The sequence below is a fragment of the Kitasatospora sp. NPDC059803 genome, assembly GCF_042732255.1.
Taxonomy (GTDB): Bacteria; Actinomycetota; Actinomycetes; order Streptomycetales; family Streptomycetaceae; genus Kitasatospora.
The window spans coordinates 7757-30334 of the sequence record NZ_JBHWIJ010000049.1; the positions used below are offsets into that span (position 1 = coordinate 7757).

The following is a 22578-nucleotide window of genomic DNA, read 5'->3' on the forward strand; positions in this document are numbered from 1 at the left end:
CCGAGCCCCGGCCCGGGCGCGCCCCGCCCCCCGCGCGGCCGCCCCCCGGGGGGGCGCCCCCGGGGCCGACAGCCGTGGCCACCACGGTGGGGTCGGCCGCGGCTGCCGTGGCGGGGCCGCGCGTGGCGGCCTGCCGGCGCAGCTCGGCATCGGCCGCGGTGAACTGCTCGAAGTCCCGGAGGGTGTGCAAGGCGGCGTCCCGTTTCGCTGGGGAGGAGTCGGGGCGGAGGTCGGCATCGAACAGGTCGGCGAGGACGCCGTGGAACGCGGGCTGCTGGTTCTCGGCCGCCGCGACCGCTCCCGGCGTGAGCGGACGGTCCGCCAGTGGGCCGGTGAAGGTGGCGAAGTCGTCGGAAAGGTCCTGTCCGGGGACGGTCCGGACCACCGCCAGCGCATCGCCGCCTGCCGCTTCGGCGGCGAGCGCGCGAGCCTGCCAGGTGGCGGTCAGCCGGGGCAGCACCTCGTCGGTGGCGGTGCCGAAGGCCCGGTCGGTGTGCAGAGTCGCCACCACCGTCCAGCCGGCCAGCGCGAGCAGCAGGACGGACGCGGTGAGCAGGTACGGGTTGAGCCGCCGGTTGAAGTGGCGGCTCAGAAAGCGCTGCGTACCGACCAGCAGGACCAGGCCGAGTACCGCGGGGGCGAGCACGCCGAGCAGCACGACCGGGGCGAGCCATCCGCTCTGCTGTTGCCGGCCCAGTTCCTGCTGCTCGGCGGCCCGCAGTTGCTGGACCTGGGCGAGGACTCCGTCACCGGGTTTGTGCATCAGGCTTGAGGCGTAGCTCAAGTAGGCGGCGCCGAGGGCACCCTGGCTCTCGGTGGCATGCGCCTGTTCGACCAGGCTGGTGTACTCGACGAGCAGTCCCTCGACGGCCTGCAGTCGCCCGCTCCCGGCCGGCCCGGTCGCGTCGTGCTCGGCGGCCCGGGCCAACGCCTGGTGGGCCGACTTCAGATCGTCCTGGTAACGCTGCCCCGGTCCGCTCAGGCGCACCGTCCCCGAGGCGAAGCTCCCGGCCGCGACCCGGTCCGCGTCGGCGAGCAGGTACGACAGCTGCGCGATGTCGACAAGGGCCGGGTCGGCGTGGGCTTCGGCGGCGGACACCGCCGTGTGCGCGCCGGCGAGCGCCGCTTCCAACGTCCCCCACAGCGCCGCCGTGCACAGGACCAGCGCGACCACAACCCGGCGCAGCCGGCCCGGAGTGGTGGGTGGCGCGGCGGGCCTACGGCCGAAGCGGTGCGACCGTGACCCCACGCCGGCAATGGCCGCCATCCGCATCCCGCCCCCCGGCTCGGCCCGTCAGGAGCCCGACGGAGCGTCGCCCACCCTAGCCGCGCGACTACGGGGTGGCCACCGGGAAGCGCAATATGACGGATCATCAGTTTTCGACTCCGGCGGCCCGGGTGGCGCGCTATGACGTATCGTCAGCTTGGCGGTCACCCCACGCGGCCCCGGTAGGTGTTCTCCAGGCCCGGGTCGGCGGGGTTTCCGGTGAGGTTGGCGGAGAGCAGCTCGAAGGTCCCGTCGCCGATCTGCTGCCGGTCCGCGGCGGTCAGCGCCCGGCCGTCGGTCCGCGCGACCAGGACGGTCACCGGATTGGCGTCGGGCTTCGTCCCGAAGCGGTCCTGGGCGATCTTCATGGCGGCGGCCGAGTCGTAGCTCTTCGGCAGGAAGTCGGCCGTCTGCGTCTGGGTCACCCGGTAGATCAATGTCTGGCTCAGGACGGTCAGGAGCATTCCCAGGACCGCCCATACGGCGATCACCTTCCACGGATTCCTGGTGGAGAATCCGGTCAGGGCGCGGATCACGATGTCCTCCGGCGGTGGTGCTGTCGCCGGGGATTTCCGGCACGTCTCCAGAGCATCACGGCGTACCGGGCGTTCTCGTCCGAGCGCGGGAGGAGAACGGCGTCAGGACCTGGGCTCGCCACCGGGCCCGGACCAGGACCAGGGGCCTGGTCCGGGATCGGTCCCGGGTGCCGGTTCGGGGCCGGGGGCCGCAGGGAGAATGGACCTCGGACGCCCCCCCCGAGGGCCTCCGCAGGAACGGCATACGGCTCACGGCTCATGGACGACGGCACACGGCCGGCCACGGAAAGGACCATCACCAGCATGTCGACGCACCACCGGCCCCTGCCGCTGCCGCAGCTGCAGCCGCCGCAGCCGCCGCCGAGAGCCGATGGCCTGCCCTGGACGGCCAGTGACGCGCTGGTGGCCGTCGGGTCGGCCGCCCTGGACCTCCTCGGCTACTCGATCGGCAGCCCGGACGGAAGCCAGCCGATCGCCCTCACGGCGCTGGTCCTGCTCGTACTGGCGGCCATGCCGCTGCTCACCAGGCGCCGCTACCCGCTGGCGTCACTGACGGGTGTGCTGGCCCTCGGCCTGGCCCTGAACCTGAGCGGGCCGGTGCCGCAACACTTCAACTGCACGCTCTGCATCGCGCTGTTCGCGGTCGCCCGCTCGCGCGGCCTCGTGGTGGCGGTACCGGCCGCCCTCGCGGCGGCCGCCGTACCGCTGCTGGGCCGGGGGCATCCGCTGCCGCCTCCGTTCTCGGGAGTGGCGGCCAACGTGCTCGCCGCGGCGCTGGTCATCGCCGCGGCCGAGGCGCTGAAGCGCTGGCAGCACGAGGTGGAGGTCAGGCGCAGGCTGCTGGCCGACCGTGCGGTGGCGCAGGAACGGCGCCGCATCGCACGGGAGTTGCACGACATCGTCGCCCACCACATCACCACCATGCAGCTGATGGCCGGCGGTGCCAGAGCGAACCTCGGGGGTGACACCGAGGTGGTGCGCGACGCCCTGGTCACGCTGGAGGGCTCCGGGCGGATGGCACTGCGCGAGATGCGCCAACTGCTCGACGTGCTGCGGGCCGGCGACGAGGCGGAGGAGTCGCCGTCCGAGCCGCAGCCCGGAGTCGGGCACCTCGGACGGCTCGTCGAGGAGTCCCGCAGGGCCGGCCTTCCCACCGAGTTCGCCGTCCTGGGGGAGGAGCGCCCGCTGCCGCCGAGCACCGGCCTGGCGGTGTTCCGGATCGTCCAGGAGTCCCTCACCAACACCCGCAAGCACGCCGGCCGGGCCCAGGCGCGGGTCCGGCTGACGTACCACCCGGACCGGATCACCGTCGAGGTGTCCGACAACGGCACCGCCGCGCCGGCCGACACCCTGGTGGGCGCCCTGGCGGGAGCGGGCGGTGCGGCCGGACCGAGGGCGGGCCGCACCGGGTACGGTCTGATCGGCATGCGCGAACGCGTCGCGCTGCAGGGCGGCAGCATGGTGGCCGGCGCCGTGGACGGTGGTGGCTTCCGGGTGATGGCCAGCCTGCCGGTGGCGCCGGCCGACGGAGAGGAACGGCTCGGATGACGGGAACCCCGGAGCGGATCAGGGTGCTGATCGCCGACGACCAGCCGCTGGTACGGCGGGGCCTGGCCCTGATCCTGGCACCCCACCCGGCGTTCGAGGTGGTGGCCGAGGCGGACAACGGCCAGCAGGCGGTCGACCTCGCGCACCGGCACCGGCCCCACGTCGTGGTGATGGACATCCGGATGCCGGTTCTCGACGGCGTCCAGGCGACCGAGCGGCTCACGCGGGAACTACCGGCCTGCCGGGTCCTGGCGCTGAGCACCTTCGACATGGACGAGTACGTGGTCGCCGCCCTGCGCGCCGGCGCCTCCGGGTTCCTGCCCAAGGACGTCTCCCCGGAGGAGCTCTCGGCGGCCGTGCGCACCGTGCACACCGGGGAGGCGGCGGTGGCGCCGCGCCTGCTCACCCGGCTGATCTCCACGTACGTCACCGCGCCCCGCCTGCCGCCGGCACCGGTGCCGTTGCCGGCCTCCAGCCTGGGTGAACTGACGCCCCGCGAGATCGAGGTGTGGCACCTGCTGGCCACCGGCCTGGACAACGCCGAGATCGCGTCGGCGATGGGCATCAGCGTCTCCACGGTCAAGAACTACATCACCAGCATCTTCGCCAAACTGAGCGTCCGCGACCGCGCCCAGGCAGTGATCGCGGCCTACGAGTCCGGCCTGGTCGAGGCCCGCCCCGCGAACCCGGCGGGCTGAGGCGGACTGATTCCGGCAGCGGTAGGTACTCCACAGACGGCCTCCCGGCCCCCGTCCACGGGAGCCGCGAGGCCGTCTGCCCGGTGTCCGGCCCCCGCGCGCGGGAGCCGGTCCGAGGGGTGGAGCGGTCAGCGGCAGAGGGCCGCGTCCAGGGCGGCCGCCATGTGTTGCGCGCCGGCCTCGCCCGGGACGGTGGTGACGGTGATGGTGGCGGCGCGGCCGTCGTCGGTGACGCCGCCGCGGGTGCGGTAGCCGGGGGAGGTGCCGCCGTGGCCCCAGGCCAGGCCGCCGCAGGAGAGCGGCCTGCTTTGCAGGCCCAGTCCGTAGCGGATCCCCGGGCCCAGGAGTTCGGCGGGGACGGTGGTGCGCATCTGGGCGAGCTGCGCCGGGGGCAGGAGCCGGCCGCCGAGGAGCGCGGTGAAGAACGCGTTGAGGTCGGTGTTGGTGGAGACGATCGCCCCGGTCGCCCAGGCCATCGAGGAGTCCATGTCGGTGTAGTCGATCGGGGCCGCGTCCGGCGAGCTGCGGAAGTAGCCGTGGGGGTGGGCCTCGTGGATGGTGGTGTCGCCGGGGGTGGGGAAGTAGGTGTGGCGCAGACCGATGCGGTCGATGACGCGTTTGGTGATCTCCTCGCCGACAGGCCGTCCGGTGACCTTCTGGACGAGGAGTCCGGCAACGACGTAGTTGGTGTTGCTGTACTCCCAGCTGGTACCCGCGGGGAAGCTGGCCTTCTGGGCGAGGGCGCCGTCGAGGAGGTCGCGGGGCTCGAAGTAGCGGTACTGGATGGGGGTGAAGTCCGCGAGGGCGGGGGCTTCCATGTAGTCGGGCAGGCCGCTGGTGTGTTGGAGCAGCTGGCGGACGGTGATGTGGCGTCCGTCGATGCCGTCGCCGCGCAGCAGGCCGGGAAGGTAGGTCTCGACGGGCGCGTCGAGGCCGATCTTCCCTTCGGCGACGAGCTGGAGGACGACGGCGGCGGTGAAGGTCTTGGTGTTGCTGCCGGCGCGTATCTGCCCGTCGACGGGGGGCTTGGCCCCGGTGGCGAGGTCGCCGACGCCCGCGGTGTAGGTGCGGGTGCGGCCGTCACGGCCCTTCACGGAGGCCAGCGCGGCGGGCAGGCCGTCGTCCTTGACCAGTGCGTTCAGGCTCTGCTGGACGCTGTCCGGCTTGGCGCCGGCGAACGCCGCGGTCGGTGCCAGCACGCCGGCCGCCACGACGCCGGCGGCCACGGCCGCCGCCACCGCGTGCCTGCCGCGGCGGTTTCGGCGGGCCGGGCTGTGCTGTGTGTGCTCGTTCACGGAGGAACTCCTCTGCTGAAGGGGGATTTGCTGGGGTGTGCGGGTTCCGCGCGCCGAGGCGTGCCGGGGCGTGCCGGGGCGCGCGGAAACCCGTTGGTGGTGCCGGTGCGGATTACGGATTGCGGATTGCGAATGCTCAGGCCGGACCGGGGAGGGCCTGCGGGGTCAGCGGCACAGGGCCGCGTCCACCGTGGCCGTGATGTGCTGATCGGCCTCGTCGCCCGGGATCGCGGTCACCGCGATGCTGGCGGCGCGGCCGTCGTCGGTGACGCCCCCGGTGGTCTTGTAGCCCGGGATGGTCCCGCCGTGGCCCCAGTACTGGCCGCCGCACGACAGCGGACGGCTCATCAGGCCCAGCCCGTAACGGACGCCGGGACTCACCTCGTCGGCGGGGACGGTGGTGCGCATCTGGGCGAGCTGCGCCGGGGGCAGGAGCCGGCCGCCGAGGAGCGCGGTGAAGAACGCGTTGAGGTCGGTGTTGGTGGAGACGACGGCCCCTGCCGCCCAATCCCAGGACGGGTCCAGCTCCGTGTAGTCGCGGAGCGAGCCGTCGGCTTCCCGGTTGTAGCCCTTGGGGTGGGCCTCGCGGATGCCCGTGTCCCCGGGGGTGGGGAAGTAGGTGTGGCGCAGACCGATGCGGTCGACGATGCGCCGGTTGATCTCCTCGCCGAGCGGCCGCCCGGTGACCTTCTGGATGATCAGGCCGGCCAGCAGGTAGTTGGTGTTGCTGTATTCCCAGCGCGTACCCGGGGCGAAGTGGGCCTTCTGGGCCAGAGCCGCGTCGAGGAGCTCGCGCGGTTCGTAGTACCGGTTCGGGCTGGTGAGGATGGAGTCCTTGTCCACGTATTCGGGCAGGCCGCTGGTGTGCTGGAGCAACTGGCGGACGGTGATGTTGCGTCCGTCGATGCCGTCGCCGCGCAGCAGCCCCGGCAGGTAGGTCTCGACGGGCGTGTCGAGGCCGACCCTTCCCTCGGCGACGAGTTGGAGGACGACGACGGCGGTGAAGGGCTTGGTGTTGCTGCCGATCCGCACCTGACCGTCGACGGGGGGCTTGGCCCCGGTGGCGATGTCGCCGACGCCCGCGGTGTAGGTGCGGGTGCGGCCGTCACGGCCCTTCACGGAGGCCAGCGCGGCGGGCATGCCGTCGTCCTTGACCAGTGCGTTCAGGCCCTGTTGGACGCTGTCCGGCTTGCCGCCCGCGAACGCCGCGGTCGGTGCCAGCGCTCCGACCGTCATCACGCCGGCGGCCACGGCGGTCACGACCGCCACCGCCCGGTGCCGGCCGCCCCGGCGGGAGCGCGGGAGGCGGCTGTGCGGTGCATGCTCGTTCACGAAGGGACCCCTCTGATGAATGGCGCCGGTGATTCCCGGCCTTGATCAAGAGGACCATTCAGGGGTAGGGGAGTTCGTCCGTATCCAGCACGAGACCGCACCCGGGAGCTGGCTCCGGGAGCCGCCCCAGCCAGGACCGTGCTCCCGGCGGTGCTCTTGTCGACCTTCCGGTGGAGCGGCTCTTCGAACGGGGGCGTGTTGTACTGCTGCGGTGAGCGCGGGAGGGCAGCTACCGGGTGCTCGGGCCGGGAGGCCGGTGGGGCAGCATGGGTGACGGACCACCGCCGGGATCCGTGGCACCTCCGCGCCTGCGCGGGCGCGCGTCCCCGCCCGAACGGAAGACATCTTCGTGACCGATACCGCCGCCGCCGTCCTCGCCGAGCAGATCCGGGCCCGTCTCGCCGGGTACGAGCGCCGGTTCAGCGCGCTGTCCGAGCAGTACTTCCAGGACCTGGCCGCCGCCTTCGACGCTCCGTCGTTCAGCCGGTTCACCCCGGACTGCCTGGCCCTGCTGCGGGACCTGTCGCTGCGCGGCGGCAAGCGGATACGGGTGGCCCTGCTCTTCGAAGCCGCCCGGCTGGTGACTGCCGAACCCGTGGAGGGGCTGGACGACGCCGCGCTGAGCATCGAACTCCTCCAGACCCACGGGCTGGTCCACGACGACATCATCGACGACAGCCCCACCCGCCGGGGCGGGCCCTCCACCTACTACGCCTACCGGGGGCGCTTCCCCGACCGGCCGCAGACCGCGCTCGGGCTCGCCGTCCTCGCCGGCGACCTCGCACTCGCGCTGTCGCTCCAGGTCCTTCTTGATTCCCGGGCCCCGCTCCCGGTCCGACAGGCCATGGTCGAGGTGCAGACGCGGGCGGCAACGGCCACGTTCGTCGGCCAGATCATCGACCTGGAGCGGGACTTCACCGCGGACCCGGACGAGGAGGTGCTGCACGACGTGGCCGACTACAAGACCGCGCGCTACTCGGTGCTCGCCCCACTCCAGCTGGGACTGCTCGCCGCAGGCGTCCAGCCCGCCGCCCACGACGGGGAACTGCGCCGCTACGCCCGGCTGGTGGGGATCTGCGGGCAGCTGCGCGACGACTACCTGGACCTCTTCGGCGACGCGGGGACGATGGGCAAGCCCACCGGAACGGACATCCGGGAGGGGCGGCGCAACTACACCGTCCGCGCCGTCCTGGCGGCGGCCACCGACTCCGAGCGGACCATGGTGGAGTCCGCACTCGGCGACGGAGCCTGCACCGAGGAGACCATCGCCGCCATCCGCGACCTCGCCCACCGCCACGGCGTCCCGGAGCGGATGCGGGCGGACATGCGGCGCTTCGCCCACGCGGCCGCCACGGAGGCCGCAGCCTGGCGCCCCAGGTGGCGGGAGGAGGCCGTCGCGTTCTTCGAGTACCTGCCGAGGTGGAGCGTCGAGCGAGTCCGGTGAGCTCGGTGAGGGGCGAGCGGGGAATCCCGCCCGCCCCTCACCCCTCCCGGCATGTCACCGCCGGCCGGGGCCGTTCAGGGGGGAGCAACGATAGCGCAGCCCCTGCCCGACGATCCTGAACCGGTCACGGGCCTTCGCCGAGAAGGGATTCGGCAGGTCGTGGATCCTCCGCTCCGACGGCTCCAGGACGGACGTGACCAGGAGAATGCGGTACCGGTTCGCGGCGGCATACCGGTTGGCGGCCCTGATCTCGGAAACCCCCAGCTCGAACTCGGTGAGCTCCGAAGCCGGTTGGGTGAGCGACTTCACCTCGTAGAAGATCGTCCTCGGCCCACGGCGGACCTCGAAATCGTAGCCGTGGCCGTCGGCCGCGTCCTGGTCATCGTGCAGGACGGCCGCGTAACCGGACCTCCAGTACACCTCCGGGTACCTCCGCTCCAGCCAGGCCCGTGCCGTCACCTCGCCGACCAGCCCGATCGCGGCCCGCTCCTCCTCGGTCGCGCCGGCCATCCGGGCCACCACCGTTCGGCCGCCGACCGCTCCTCGGGATCCTCGCTGTTCCTGCCGGGTCATCGCGCCGAGCGTCACCTTGCCGGACTGCGACAGGAACGCTTCGTCGACCGATCGGCCGGCCAGTTCGGCGATCGCCGCGTACTGGTCGATGCCGACCCGCAGTTCGGTGTGACCCACCGTGATGGTCGGCCGGGTCACCGAGCCGCCACCGGCCGATCGAGTGCGTTTCGTGGTGGCTCGGGAAACGTCCGCAGGACTGAGCCCGAGCGTCGACAGGTCGGTGGACAGCGGCATGCCGGTCGGAAGTCCGAGGCTGCTCCCGACCACCTGGAGCAGCTGCTCCCGGCCGAGCCGGACGAGATCGCAGAGCCCCGATCGTTCCAGACCCCGATTGGCCTCCAAACCGGGCGTGCTGTTCCAGGCCGGGGGCTGAGCGGTGGCGTGGCGGAGGCACCAGGCGGCCACCAGCGGAGCCAGCTCCTCCACCATGCGGTCGAGCCGGGCGAAGTTGTCGGAGCGGAGCCCGTCCACCGGGTCGAGGCCGCAGCTGCGGTCCAGGTCGTCGTCGGCGCCGTGTGAACGAAGCCAGTCGGCGACCCTGGCCCGCAGCGCGTGCTCCGGCGGAGAGGCGAACCGTGTCAGCCAGGCGGGGTCGGGAGCGAGGTCGTCGAGTCGCCGGGCCGCCACGTACTCCGGTACGTCCTCGCCACGGGCCGCCGAAGGCGCGTACCGCTCACGCAACCTGTCCCTGATGGCGGCGGCGTTCCCCTGGACGAATGCCTCGAAGGCCTCGGTGTGGGCCTCCGGGTGGCGGAGCGGGGCGTACGGCGGGCCGAGGGCCACGAGCGCCGCGTTGAACTGCTGGAACTCAAGGTGCAGGGCGTCCCGCAGGTCGGCCGGGTTCGGGTGGCTGCGGGCCAGCCCGAGCAGCTCCGCGGCGGCCAGCGGGAGGACGTCCTGGTAGCGGTCGAGCGCTTCGACGAGTGCTTCCTCCGAGGTGGCACGGCCGAGTACCTCCTCGATCTCCCGGGTCCGGTCACCGCCGGCCAGGCAGACCAGGACGGGCCGCAGCCGGCGGACCGCGACCAGCACCTCACCGGTCAGACTCCGGCGCAGCTCCGCGATCCTGGCCTCGGTGGTGCCGAAGGCGAGGGCGAGGGCCAGATCGTCGAGCTCCGCCGGAGGCTCGTCGCCGACGTGCTGCTTGAGCTTGACGAGGGCCAGTTCGAGCGCGTCGTGGAGCGAGGGCTGGCGCAGGAGCTGGGAGATCGCCGACGCACAGGACGTGATCTCCTCCCAGGCATCGCGGCAGTCCCAGACGACGATGGTCGGGTGCCCGAGGTCGCTCAGCGGAAGACTCCGGGTGGTCTGCGGAGGTTTGGCCTTCGTTCCCGCCACCACGACCGCGACCTCGTCCTCGCGGACGAGCCGGATGGTGCGGAATTCGTCGAGCAGCGCGTGCACGCGCTGCTCGCTGTGCCGGTGGCGGGCACCGGACTTCAGCTCCAGGGCCAGCCCGACCACCGTGACCAGCCACTCCCTGCCGTCCACCAGGAGCTCGGCGGCGTCCTGGGCCGTGATGAGCTCGCCGTCCGGCCGCTGGAGTTCGACGTGGGTGGCGGACAGCCGGGCCACCGGCACACCGTTGGCCTCCAGGAACGTGGCGACCTCCGTGCCCGAGCCCGCGGCCGTGACCAGGAGCGGCTGCTCCACCAACTCGATCAGCGACTCCTTCAGCGGGGCCGTCTCGTCGGCAACGTGGACCTCGACGGTCGAGGGGGTGAGCGGGGTGAGGACCGGTCCGGTCTCCACGGCCAGCTGGACGGGTTCCCCGGCGGCCCACGGCCACCGACGCTGCTTGGCCGCGAGCGCGAGCACCCGCCCGTACTGCTTCTTGAACGCGACGCTCAGGTGGTCCGGCACGTGGTTCAGGGCCAGGGCCGAACCGAGGTCCTTGACGGCCGGGGCGGCAAAGCCCTGCTCGTCCCAGATCCGGAGTCCCGCCCGGCGCAGGCGGGGCACCACCGCGCGGTCGGCCAGGAGCTTGCGGATGTCCGGGGAGATCGACGGTACGAACGCGGGCAGATCCCGGTCCTCCGAGAACCACGCCTGACCAGGTGCCACGAAGCGCAGGCCGTCCCCTTCCGGGTCCTGCACCGGCAGCCACGGCAGGTGACGCAGGGCGGAGGCGAGCGGAGTGGGCCAGACATGCACGTCCTGGTTGGTGGGCCTCGGCCGGTACACGGTGGTGGAGAAGTCGCTCTTGCTCCAGGAGCGCAGGCCGAGCAGGAGGAGAGCGGCGAACTCCTGCCGCGCGGCGGGCTTCAGCCCCGTGACCTCGGCGGCCCCGGGAAGGTGGACCGGCAGCGTATTGAACCGGTACGAAGTCCACGGGTGCGCACCCTCCGCCCATCCGGCCTGCCGGACGTCCGCGGCCCAGGCGTCGCCCAGGGCGGTTCCGAGCCCGAACCTGGCGGCGAGCCCGCGCGGCTGGAGTTCCCGGCCGTTGCGTGCGTCGATGCGGCGAGCGACGGGTGTGAGCAGCAGGCCGTCCTGGACGCCGATCGCTCGGAGGAACTCGCCGTAGCCGTCGAGTGCGTGGACCTCCTCGGGCCAGGCCGCCGGTGCGGCGATCCACTGGTCCCGCTGTTCCGCGAGTGCCGGCACGTCGGCCCCGCCGGCGGCCAGGAAGCGCGCGAACCGTGTCGCGCCCTCGGTGCCCCACGCGGGGGAGAAGAGGCACTCCGTGGCCTTGGCCCAGCTTCCGTCGACGCGCGGTACGAGGAGTCCGACCTCGCGCAGCCGGGTGCGCTGGGTCTCGCTGAGGACGGGGAACTGGCGGTGGACGAAGACCAGGGCGTCGCGGCGCAGAGCGTCGGACTCGGTCGCGGCCAGGAGGCCGCGCAGGTCGGTCAGCACCTGATCGATGTCGAAGGTGTGGACCAGCTGGTGCTGTTCGAGGAAGTGGCGTCCCGCTCGGCTCCAGGCGATTCCGGGGTGGGTGAAGGCCATGCGGCGCCGTAGTGCCTTCAGATCCGAGGGGACCCGGGTGTTCTTGTCCTTGCCCGCCTCCTTGCCCGCCGCCGGCGGTGAGAAGAAGACGGTCCGCTCGGGTCCGCCGTGCTGCGGGGCCGCTCCGAGTGCGGGCTGCAGGCCGCCGTTCTGGTCGAGGATGATCCTCTTCCCGCGCAGGGTGTCCGAGCGGTGGATGAACGCGTGGGCCAGGTCGTCGTAGAAGTCGGTCCACGTCCCGGCTGTCGCGTCGACGCGGTCGTCGGCGAGCTCCTCGGCGATGGCCTGGACCCAGCCGGCCGCGGCCGCCTGCGGGGTGTCCATGAGCGTTCCGAGCAGGTCCCGGTGGAGTTGCTTGAGTCGACCGCGGCGGGCCCCGGTGACGCGAGGATCGAGCATGGGGCCACCGACCCGGCTGAGCCGTTCGGAGGTGATGACTCGCCAGGCCCGTTCCTCCTCGGGCCAGGTGTACGAATTCCGGAGACTGTCCCAGGAAGTGCCCACCAGCGGCACGACCGGCTGGTCGGCGAGGCGGCCCGCGAAGGCCCGGTCGATGCGGTCCTTCGGCTTCCAGCACACCAGGTCGAGCACCAGCTCCCGCGCGCGCTCGTGCGGCGCCTCGGTGCGGAGCCGCTCGGAGAGCGCTGCCGCCAGGTCGGCCACCTGGTCGAGCAGGAAGTCGTTCAGAGCGATGGTCTGGCTGATGTCGAGACGCGCCAGCTTGGTGAAGAACGGCGCGTGCACGTGGCCGCAGAACGGTGACCTGCTCGTTTCGGCCATCGGCAGGTAGGTGTACATCCGGCCGTGCTGCAGGTCCTCGTCCAGCCGGAGCGCGAGGCCGACCCAGGCTTCGCCCTCCCAGGTGTTCCAGCGTCCGTCGATCTGGTGGGCCTGGACGCTCCGTTCGATCGCCTCGCGGAACGCCTCGGCCGGGACGGCGCGCCGCGCCAGCAGGTAGCGGCCGGCCTCGGCCAGGTCGATTTCGACCGCCCAGTCCTCCGGCCGGGCGCTGACCAGCTCCGACTGCCGCGCGGAGCGGGTGAGGCACCGGCGCGTCGACGGCTCCTCGTCGCTGTGGACCTCCACGGCGAGTTCGGTGATGCGATCCAGGAACAGCAGAAGCGGCGCCTCCCCGGCCGTGATGCGCTCAAGCTGGCTCTGCGCGGCGTCCGCCGCGGCCGGGTTCCGGAGCGGGAGCCGCACCACCGTCGAGAAGCCTTCGAAGGCGAGCTCCTTGAGGACCGGATCGGTGACGTCGGCGGGTACCGGCAGGGCGAGGGGGGAGACCTTCGCGATCACCTCCTCGGCCCGCCCGTCGTCGACCAGCGCCCGGACGTCCGCGGGTGTGGCGAACCGGAAGCAGTAGCCGTCGAACGTCGACGAGGAGGGGCCGTGCTTCGAGTAGATCTCGGGCCAGTCGGTCAGCTGCAGCACGCTGCGGAAGCCGATCCCCTTGTTGCCGATGCCTTCCCCGGCGCCCTTGTCGGAGAGCGCGAACTCCGTGATCGCGTGGAAGTTGCGTTCGGTGAAGCCCGCGCCCTCGTTGGCGACGTAGAGGACTCCGGCCGCACTGCGGAGGTCGAGCCGGACGAGGACCCGGCCGGGCTCCTGGGCGTGCAGGGCGTCATGCCCGTTCTGGACCAGTTCGAGGACGGCGCGGCCCTCGTACTCCTGGGCGGTGTCCTCGGTGATCGACTTGAGGCTCTCGGCGAACCGCCAGTCGTCTCCCGCCTGCTCGAACAGCTCGATCCGCCTCAGCGTACGGGCCGTTACGGCGTCGTCGCTTCCTGCCGGGTCCGTGGGGTGGTGCACGTGGTCCTCGCTCCTGACGTGATGGGGCGTGATGGGGCGTGATGAGGGGAGGCACCGACGCCTCGCCGCCGAGAAGCGTTCACCAGCCGCCGAGCGCCCGCCGACCAGCCGCTGCTGTTTCCGGCCGAACGGCCCGGCGTGCGAAGCAACAGGTCAGTCCAGCAGTTTGACGTATAAGCGCACCCCGTGGGCCGCAAGACCGCACGCCGGAGGAGCACCCGGATGGCCGAAAGTAGACCTGCATCCCGCCCGCCGTGTCAGACCACGGTGATAGCGCGCCCGAGCAGCCGGGAGCCACGTACCGAGCCCGCACGAGGTGGCCAGACCCGCTGCGGCGAGTCCGCAGGACTCGGTCTGTGCCCGTGTGTTACTGGGTACGGAGGGGATCGACGGGGGAGTGGATCGCGAGTGGCGAGAGGTCGGAGCTGGGGCGTGAGTGGTGACCTGCGGTATGACGATCTGGTGCGGCCGCTGCCGGAGTTGCTGAAGAGGCACGCCGAACGGTCGGCGGAGCGGGTGGCGTTCCACGACTTCTCGCGCGGTGTCAGCTACGCCGAGTTGGAGCGGCGGACCGGGCGGTTGGCCGGGTCGCTCGTGCGGGCGGGGGTCCGGCGCGGCGATCGGGTGGCGCTCTGCCTGGGCAACTGCGTGGAGCTGGTGGAGGGTTGCCTCGCGGTGCTGCGGGCGGGGGCGGTCGGCGTCCTGCTCAACCCCCGCTCCTCCGACGACGAACTCGACTACTACCTGCGGGACAGCGGCGCCTCGGCCATCATCACCGACCCCGCGCATCTCACGCAGCTCCACCGCCTCGGCCCCGCGTACCGCGGCCTGCACACCGTGCTCACCGGGGCGGGTCCGATCCCCTCGAACGCCCCCGACGGCACCGTCCTCTTCGAGGCTGCGGCCTCGACCGGGGACGGGCCCGCGGCCCCCGACGACCTGGGGCTCGACGATCCGGCCTGGCTGCTCTACACCTCCGGGACCACCCACCGCCCCAAGGGCGTGCTCTCCACACAGCGCAGCGCACTGTGGTCGGTGGCGGCCTGCTACGCGCCGCTCTTCGGGCTCTCCTCCGAGGACCGGCTGCTGTGGCCGCTGCCGCTGTTCCACAGCTTCGGGCACTCCCTCGCGATCCTGGGCACCACGGCCGTCGGCGCGAGCACCGCGATCGCCGGTGAACTGCCGACGTCCGGCGACCTGCTGACGCCCGGCAACCTGTGGCGCACGCTGCGCACCCCGAGCGCAGCCCTCGGCGGGCCGTTCACCGTCCTGGCCGGCGTCCCCACGACGTACCACCGATTGATGTCCTCGGCGAAGGACACCCCGCTCCCCGCGCCGGGGCCCGGGCTGCGGCTCTGCGTCACGGCGGGCGCGCCGTGCCCGCCCGAGCTGCGCGGGGCGGTGGAGGAGACGCTCGGCGCGCCGCTGCTCGACGTCTACGGCAGTACCGAGACGTGCGGCGCGATCGCGGTGGCCCGCCCGAACGGCCCCCGGGTCGACGGGTCCTGCGGACTGCCGGTACCCGGCGTCGAGGTCCGCGTCGTCGATCCGGACAGCGGCGTCGACGTCCTCGCGGGCGGCGAGGGCGAGATCTGGGTCAGCGGTCCGAATCTCATGACGGGCTACCACGACCAGCCGGAAGCGACGGCCGCCGCGCTGCGCGAGGGCTGGTACCGGACCGGGGACCTCGGCCGGCGCGCCGAACACGGCCACCTCGTCCTCACCGGCCGGGTCAGCGAACTGATCATCCGGGGCGGCGAGAACATCCACCCCACGGAGGTCGAGCACGTTCTGCGGGGTTGTCCCGGGGTGCGGGACGCCGTGGTCCTCGGCCTGCCGCACGCCGTCCTCGGGGAGGTCCCAGTCGCCTTCGTGGTGGCCGGCCCGGAGGGCCTGGACCCGCGGCTGGTGCTCGACGTCTGCCGCTCGCAGCTCGCGGAGCACAAGGTCCCCGTCGAGGTCCGCGAGATCGCGGCCGTCCCGCGCACGCCGTCGGGCAAGATCGTCCGCCATGCGGTGCTCAGCGACCCGGCTGCGGCGCCGGCCCCGGCCCCGGCCGGGGGCTCCCTGGACCGCGGGCTGCTGTCGCTGCCCCGGGAGGAGCAGGAACGCGCGCTGTGCGAGAGGGTGTGCGCCGAGACGGCCCGGGTCCGCGGACGCGCGCCGGCGAGCGGGCCCGACGCGGGCGGTTCGTTCGCTGACCGCTCGTTCACGGACGTCTCGTTCGCGGACAGTTCCTTCGCGGACCTCGGGCTGACCTCGCTCGGCGCCATCGAGCTGATCGACCGGCTCGCGGCGTCGACCGGGCTGAGCCTGCCGACGACGCTGGTCTTCGACCACCCCACCCCGGCCGCCGTCGCCCGCCACCTGCACACCGAACTGTTCGCCGCCGAGCCCGCCGTACCCGCCGTACACACGACCGCCCCCGCACCGCGGACCGCCGAGCCGGAGGAGCCGTACGACCGGGACCCGGTGGTGATCGTCGCCATGGCCTGCCGCTACCCCGGTGGCGTGGAATCCCCCGAAGGGCTCTGGGAGTTGGTGTCGCAGGGCACGGACGCGATCTCGGACCTGCCGACCGACCGCGGCTGGGACCTCGCCGCCCTCTACGACCCCGACCCGGACCGGATCGGCACCTGCTACACCCGCAGCGGCGGATTCCTGCACAGCGCCGCGGAGTTCGACGCGGGCCTGTTCGGCATCTCGCCGCGCGAGGCGCTCGCCATGGACCCGCAGCAGCGGCTGCTGCTGGAGGTCACCTGGGAGGCGTGGGAGCGGGCCGGGATCGACCCGGCGTCCGTCCGGGACAGCGACACGGGCGTCTTCCTCGGGGTGATGTACGGCGATTACGCCTCCCGCTTCACCGAGCACGAACTGGAGGCCCACCTCGCCCTGGGCTCGGCCGGCAGCGTGGCCTCCGGCCGGCTCTCCTACGTGTTCGGCCTGCGCGGGCCCGCGATCACCGTCGACACGGCGTGCTCGTCCTCGCTGGTCGCCGTGCACCAGGCGGCCCAGGCGCTGCGCTCGGGCGCGTGCTCGCTGGCGCTGGCCGGCGGCGTCACGGTGATGGCGACGCCCAACCCGCTGGTCGCGTTCAGCCGCCAGCGCGCCCTCGCGCCCGACGGCCGGTGCAAGTCCTTCTCGGCCACGGCGGACGGCACCGCCTGGGCCGAGGGCGCCGGGGTGCTGCTGCTGGAGAGGCTGTCCGACGCGCGCCGCAACGGACACCCGGTGCTGGCGGTGGTGCGCGGCAGCGCCGTCAACTCCGACGGCGCGTCCAACGGCCTGACCGCGCCCAACGGCCGCGCCCAGCAGCGCCTGATCCAGCTGGCGCTGGCCGACGCCGGGCTGCGCGCGCACGAGGTGGACGCCGTGGAGGCGCACGGGACGGGCACCGCGCTCGGTGATCCCGTCGAGGCGCGGGCGCTGCTCGCCGGCTACGGCCGGGGCCGGGGGCCGGAAGGCCCTCCGCTGTGGTTGGGCAGCGTCAAGTCCAACCTCGGACACACCCAGGCCGCCGCCGGAGTCGCCGGGATCATCAAGATGGCCCAGGCCATGCGGCACGGCGAGTTGCCCAGGACCCTGCACGTGGCAGCCCCCACCCCGCACGTCGACTGGTCGGCGGGCCGGGTCGAGCTGCTGACCGCCGCCCGGCCGTGGCCCGCGCCCGCCGGCCGACCGCGCCGGGCCGGCGTATCGGCCTTCGGCATCGGCGGCACCAACGCGCACGTGATCATCGAGGAGCCAGCCGCCGCCGACCGCGCCCCGCTGCAGGAACCCGCGCGGCCCCAGGGGCTGGCGGTGCCGTGGCTGGTCGGCGGGGCCGACGAGGCGGCCCTGCGGGCCCAAGCGCGGCGGCTGGCCGACCACGTCGCCGCCCGGCCGCGCCTCTCGTCGGCGGACGTGGGCTTCTCGCTGGCGGTGTCGCGGTCGGCGCTCACGCACCGGGCGATGGTGCCGGCTGCGGACCGCGAGCGCATGCTGGCCGGACTCCGGGCGGTCGCCGACGGCACGCCCGCCGACGGCACGTCCGGCGCCGGGGCGTTGACGCGCCTGGCCGACCCGCGCACCCGCACCGCCTTCCTGTTCACCGGGCAGGGCGCGCAGCGCACGCGGATGGGCGAGGAGCTACGGGAGGCGTTCCCCGCGTTCGCCGAGGCCTTCGACGAGGTCTGCCACGCGCTGGACGGCGAACTCGACCGGCCGCTGCGCACGGTGATCCGCGCCGAGCCGGGCTCGCCGGACGCCCTGCTCGACCGCACGGACTTCACACAGGCCGCCCTGTTCGCCTACGAGGTGGCGCTCTTCCGGCTGGTGGAGTCCTGGGGCATGCGGGCCGACTTCCTGGCCGGGCACTCCGTGGGCGAGTTGGCGGCCGCGCACGTAGCCGGCGTGCTGGACCTCGCCGACGCCGTGCGGCTGGTCGCGGCGCGCGGGCGACTGATGCGGGCGCTGCCCGACGGCGGGGCGATGGTGGCCCTCGACGCGGCGGAGCACGAGGTCCTGCCCGAACTCGCGGACGTGGCCGACCGCGTGGCGATCGCCGCCGTCAACGGACCGCGTGCGGTGGTGGTCTCCGGCGCGCGCGACGCGGTGCTCGCCGTCGCGGCGCGGTTCGAGGCCCGCGGCCGCCGCAGCACGCGGCTCAAGGTCGGCCACGGCTTCCACTCGCCGCTGGTGGACCCGGTGCTCGACGAGTTCCGCCGCGTCGCCGAGACGCTGGAGTTCCGGCCGCCGCGGATCCCGGTGGTCTCCACCGTGACGGGGTCTCGGGCGGCGCCGGAGGAACTGGGCTCCGCGGACTACTGGGTGCGGCACGCGCGGCTTCCCGTGCGGTTCGCCGAGGCCGTGGAGTGGCTGGGCGCCAACGGCGTCGGGGGCTTCCTGGAACTCGGCCCGCAGCCCGTGCTCACCGCGTACGCGCAGGAGTGCCCGGCCGTCCAGGACGGCGGCCCGGAGTTCCAGGACGGCGGCGGCCCGGTGTTCGCCTTCGCGGCCCGTGACGGCGAGCGGGAGCCGGACACGCTGCTGGCGGCCGTGGCCCGGCTCCACGTGCGCGGCGTCGGCGTCGACTGGCCCGCGGTGTTCGCGGAGCGCGGGCTGCGGCGCGGGCTGCGGCGGGTGGAACTGCCGACCTACGCCTTCCAGCGCCGGAGGTACTGGCTGGACCCACCGCGCCCGGCCGGGGCGGGTCCAGCCAGTACCTTCGGCGAGCATCCGCTGCTCGGCCCGCCGTTCGAGGTGCCAGGCACCGGGCACACGGTGCTCTCCGGCCTGCTGTCGGCGGGCGCCCAGCCGTGGCTCGCCGACCACGTCGTCGGCGGGGCGCCGCTCGTGCCGGGGACGGCGTTCGTCGAGATGGCCGTGCGCGCGGGCGACGCGGCCGGCTGCGGCACGCTGGAGGAGCTCGTGATCCTGCGGCCGCTCGCGCTGCCCGCTGCGGGGGTACGGGTCCAGGTCGTGGTGGGGGCGGTGGACGACTCCGGTCGGCGGTCCGTCGAGATCCACGTGCGACCGGTGGAGGCCGCCGAGGCCGCCGATCCCGCCGAGCCCGCCTGGACGCCGCACGCCACCGGCCTGCTCGCCCGCACGCCCGAGCCGGGCACGGCACCGGAGGGGCCCGGCCTGACGCAGTGGCCGCCGCCCGGCGCCGCGGAGATCGATCCCGCCGGCGCCTACGAAGCCGCGGCGGGGCGCGGTCTGGCCTACGGGCCCGCGTTCCGCGGCGTGCGCGCACTGTGGCGGCGGGGTACGGAGGTGTTCGCGGAGGTCAGGTTGCCCGAGCCGTGGACGGCCGAGGCGGACCGGTACGGCATCCACCCCGCGCTCCTGGACGCCGCCGCGCACGCCTCGATGCTCGCCGCGCACGCCCCGGGAACCGACCCGGACGGGGGCGCGGACGCGGGCGCGGGCGGCGCCCGGGTGCCGTTCCAATGGAGCGGCGTGTGCCTGCACGCCGCCGAGGCGTCGACGGTGCGGGTGCGGATCGCGCCGGTCGGCGAGGCAGACCCCGCCTCGGAAGGCGGCGCGCTCTCGATCATGCTCACCGACCCGGCGGGCCGCCTGGTGGCCCGCGTCAACTCCCTCTCCACCAGGGAGCTTCCGGCCGGACACCGCGACCCCGGGCCGGACATCGCCCAGCGCGCCCTGCTGCGCCCCGACTGGGTCCCCGTCGGACTGCCCGGCGGGGCACCGCAGTCGGCGGGCTGGACGGTCCTCGGGCCGGACCAGCTGAACCTCGGAGCCTTCGTCCCCCTCGCCGGCCCGACCTCACCCACGAACGGCCCGACCTCATCCACAGCGGGCGCGGACGCCGCCGCCCCGCCCCGCCACCTGGCGGTCACCGCCGTCGGATCGGAATCGGAAACGGACCGCGACCCGCTGGCCGACGTCCACCTGCTGACCACGCGGGTGCTCAAGGCCCTACAGGACTGGCAGGACGATCCGGCCACCGCGGGCTCGCAGCTCGTGGTGGTGACGCGGAACGCCACCGCACCCACGCCGGACCTGGCGGGAGCAGCGGTCTGGGGGCTGGTGCGTACGGCGCAGTCGGAGCTGCCGGGGTGCGTGGTCCTGATCGACGTGGACGAGGACCCCGCCTCCCTGCGCCTGCTGCCCGCGGCGGCCGCCAGCGGCGAGCCCCAACTCTCCCTGCGCGCCGGGCGGGCGACGGTGCCACGGCTGGTCGGCGACCCGGCGGCGGTGCCACGGCTGGTCGGCGCCCCGGCGGCGGTCCACCTGCCCGAGCCCTGGCCGGCCGAGAGTGCCCAGCCCCGCCGCTCCGGAGCCTTCGACCCGGACGGCACGGTGCTGATCACCGGCGGCACCGGAGCACTGGGCGCGGACCTGGCCGGGCACCTGGTCGACGCGTACGGGGTCCGCCACCTGCTGCTGACCGGGCGGCGCGGCCCGCACGCACCGGGCGCCGACGCCCTGCGCGCGAGTCTGGCGGAGCGGGGCGTGCAGGTCAGGATCGTCGCGTGCGACGCGGCCGACCGGGCCCGGCTCGCCGAGCTGATCGAGCAGTGCGACCCCCCGCTGACCGCCGTCGTGCACGCCGCCGGGGTCCTCGACGACGGAGCGCTGGCCGCGCTGTCCCCGGAGCGGCTGGCGGCGGTCCTGCGGCCGAAGGCGGACGCGGCCTGGTACCTGCACGAGTTGACCCGCGACCGGGGCCTGTCGGCCTTCGTCCTGTTCTCCTCGATCTCGGGCGTGCTGGGCCGGGCGGGCCAGGGCAACTACGCCGCGGCGAACTCGTTCCTGGACGCGCTCGCCCAGCACCGGGCCGCGGCCGGCCTGCCCGCCGTCTCGCTGGCGTGGGGCATGTGGGGCCACGACGCGGGCATGGCAGCCCAGTTGACCGAGGGCGCGGGGCACCCGAGGCCCGACGACGTGGTCCGGGCGTTCACCCCCGCCCAAGGACTGACCCTGTTCGACGCGGCACTGCGGACGGGAGCCCCCGTACTCGCGCCGGTCCTGCTCGACCGGGCCGCGCTGCGCACCGCCGCAGGGCAACTACCGGCGCCGCTGCGCGACCTGGCGCGCCACGGTCGGCCCGCCGCCGAAGTGCAGAGCGGTGAGACCGAACCGCCGCCGGGCGGCCGGGAGGGCTCGGAGCCCGGGGCGTGGCGCACGCTGCTGGCCGGGCTGCCCGCCGAGGAGCGCGGGGCCGCGCTCACGGAACTGCTGCGCGGCGACGTGGCCGCGGTGCTCGGCTACTCCGGCGCGCAGGACCTGCCCGCCGGCAGGACCCTGGCCGAGCTCGGCTTCGACTCCCTGACGGCCGTCCAGTTCCGCAGCCGACTGAGTACGGCCCTGCGCCTGCGGCTGCCCGCGGCCGTCGTGTTCGAGCACCCGGCGATCGAGGACCTCGCCCGTCACGTACTCGACCTGCTCGACGACCTGCCCGACAACCTGCTCGACGACCTGCCCGACGGCACACCGCGTGAGCGCCCCGGCCTCCGGCCCACACCACCCACCGGCCGGCCCGCGCAGACGCTCGCGGCGCTGTACCGCGCGCTCTGCGAGCAGGGCCGGCCGGCGGCCGCGATGCACCTGGTGGTCGCGGCTTCCTCGGCCGCCGCGACGTTCGGCGCCGACGACGCCGCGGAGCACGCCGTGCCGCCGCTGCGCCGGGCCCGGGGCCGCGCCGGCTCCCCGGTCGTGGTCTTCTTCCCCGACCACCGTCCGTTCCCCGCACTGCCGGGAGGCGGGTTCGCGGCCCTGCACGCCTGCTTCGAGGGCGAGTTGGAGGTCCTGGAGTTCCCACACCCGGGCATCGGCGCGGGGTACGCCGTTCCGGCCGACCGGGAGACGCTCGCCCGCCTCCACGCCGAGACGGTGCTGCGGCACGTCGGCAACCGGCCCGTCGTCCTGGTCGGTGCTTCCGCCGGGGGCGCCGTCGCGCACGGCGTGACCCGACGCCTCGAACTCGGGGGATCCGCTCCCCTGGGGCAAGTGCTGATCGACACGTATCTCGTCCACCAGGGCAACCACTCCACGGACTGGCTGACCGCCCTGGCCGCCCCACCGGCCCCGTACCTCGCCGCGGACGTGAGCGCGGACGTGAGCGCGGACGTGAGCGCGGACGTGAGCGCGGACGGGTCCACCGGCGACGAGGACGCCGCCGTCGCGGCCATGGGCGCCTACACCGGGCTCTTCCTGGACTGGCGCCCGGAGCCCGTGAACACCCCGACCCTCCTCATCGGCGCCGCGCGCCCGACCCCACTGATGGCGACGCGCGCGGACGGCGACTCCTGGCGCACGTCCTGGCCGCTGCCACACGAGCGCGTCGAGGTGCCCGGCAACCACCTCTCCCTGGCACGGGAGGACGCCGCCACCACGGCAGCCGCGATCCGCACCTGGATCGACTCCCTCACCCACCCCGGCACTCCGCCGGAGGCCACCACCCGGTAGAGACAGTCAGGGCCGTCCGCGCGCCGTTCCTTGTCCAACGCCACACGTGCCAGACGAAGCTGGTGGCCGGTCTCCTCCTGCGCCCCGTCCTGCGACCAGGTCCGTGACGGTGACGCCCGTCTGCCAACAGGTCATCAGTGATCCATCAGGGAACTGTCAGGAACCCGGGGCGCGGCGTTCGGGCCGACCTAGCATCCGAGCATCG

At 73.9% G+C, this 22578-nt stretch carries 9 protein-coding genes; 4 read left to right on the forward strand and 5 right to left on the reverse strand.

Translation table 11 applies throughout. From position 1 onward, the window contains the following. Both ACFV6I_RS11230 and ACFV6I_RS11235 read right to left on the reverse strand, forming a co-directional pair. A partial coding sequence (locus ACFV6I_RS11230; RefSeq protein ID WP_380424605.1) for a hypothetical protein occupies positions 1–1267 on the reverse strand: 1267 nt, incomplete at its 3' end. 164 nt (positions 1268–1431) lie between these two features. After that, positions 1432–1803 (reverse strand): hypothetical protein, encoded by a 372-nt coding sequence (locus ACFV6I_RS11235; RefSeq protein ID WP_380345017.1) that lies wholly within the window; start codon positions 1801–1803, stop codon positions 1432–1434. 303 nt (positions 1804–2106) lie between these two features. Here ACFV6I_RS11235 and ACFV6I_RS11240 point away from each other — a divergent pair, with 303 nt between their 5' ends. Both ACFV6I_RS11240 and ACFV6I_RS11245 read left to right on the forward strand, forming a co-directional pair. Continuing rightward, the gene (locus tag ACFV6I_RS11240; protein ID WP_380345015.1) at positions 2107–3351 is read left to right on the forward strand and encodes a sensor histidine kinase; all 1245 of its coding nucleotides are present in this window, start codon (positions 2107–2109) and stop codon (positions 3349–3351) included. After that, the gene (locus ACFV6I_RS11245; protein WP_380345013.1) at positions 3348–4049 is read left to right on the forward strand and encodes a response regulator; all 702 of its coding nucleotides are present in this window, start codon (positions 3348–3350) and stop codon (positions 4047–4049) included. The genes ACFV6I_RS11240 and ACFV6I_RS11245 overlap by 4 nt, the downstream gene beginning before the upstream one ends. A 128-nt stretch (positions 4050–4177) precedes the next feature. Here the strand turns inward: ACFV6I_RS11245 and ACFV6I_RS11250 are convergent, their stop codons facing one another. Next, positions 4178–5344: a serine hydrolase domain-containing protein gene (locus ACFV6I_RS11250; protein ID WP_380345011.1), complete on the reverse strand. Its 1167-nt coding sequence runs from the start codon at positions 5342–5344 to the stop codon at positions 4178–4180. Positions 5345–5509: 165 nt separating this feature from the next. Continuing rightward, positions 5510–6676, reverse strand: coding sequence for a serine hydrolase domain-containing protein (locus ACFV6I_RS11255; RefSeq protein WP_380345009.1), 1167 nt, complete (start codon positions 6674–6676; stop codon positions 5510–5512). Positions 6677–7025: 349 nt separating this feature from the next. Between ACFV6I_RS11255 and ACFV6I_RS11260 the strand changes: the two genes are divergently transcribed. Next, positions 7026–8120 carry a polyprenyl synthetase family protein gene (locus ACFV6I_RS11260; protein WP_380345007.1) on the forward strand — a complete coding sequence of 365 codons (1095 nt, stop codon included), beginning with the start codon at positions 7026–7028 and terminating at the stop codon, positions 8118–8120. Positions 8121–8174: 54 nt separating this feature from the next. Here ACFV6I_RS11260 and ACFV6I_RS11265 read toward each other — a convergent pair whose 3' ends face one another. Then, on the reverse strand, positions 8175–13457 hold the full coding sequence (locus ACFV6I_RS11265) for a sacsin N-terminal ATP-binding-like domain-containing protein (RefSeq protein ID WP_380345005.1): 5283 nt from the start codon (positions 13455–13457) through the stop codon (positions 8175–8177). A 432-nt stretch (positions 13458–13889) separates the two neighbouring features. On the opposite strand from ACFV6I_RS11265, the gene ACFV6I_RS11270 reads away from it, so the two are divergent. Next, positions 13890–22373 carry a type I polyketide synthase gene (locus ACFV6I_RS11270; RefSeq protein WP_380424607.1) on the forward strand — a complete coding sequence of 2828 codons (8484 nt, stop codon included), beginning with the start codon at positions 13890–13892 and terminating at the stop codon, positions 22371–22373. Positions 22374–22578 lie beyond the last annotated feature (205 nt).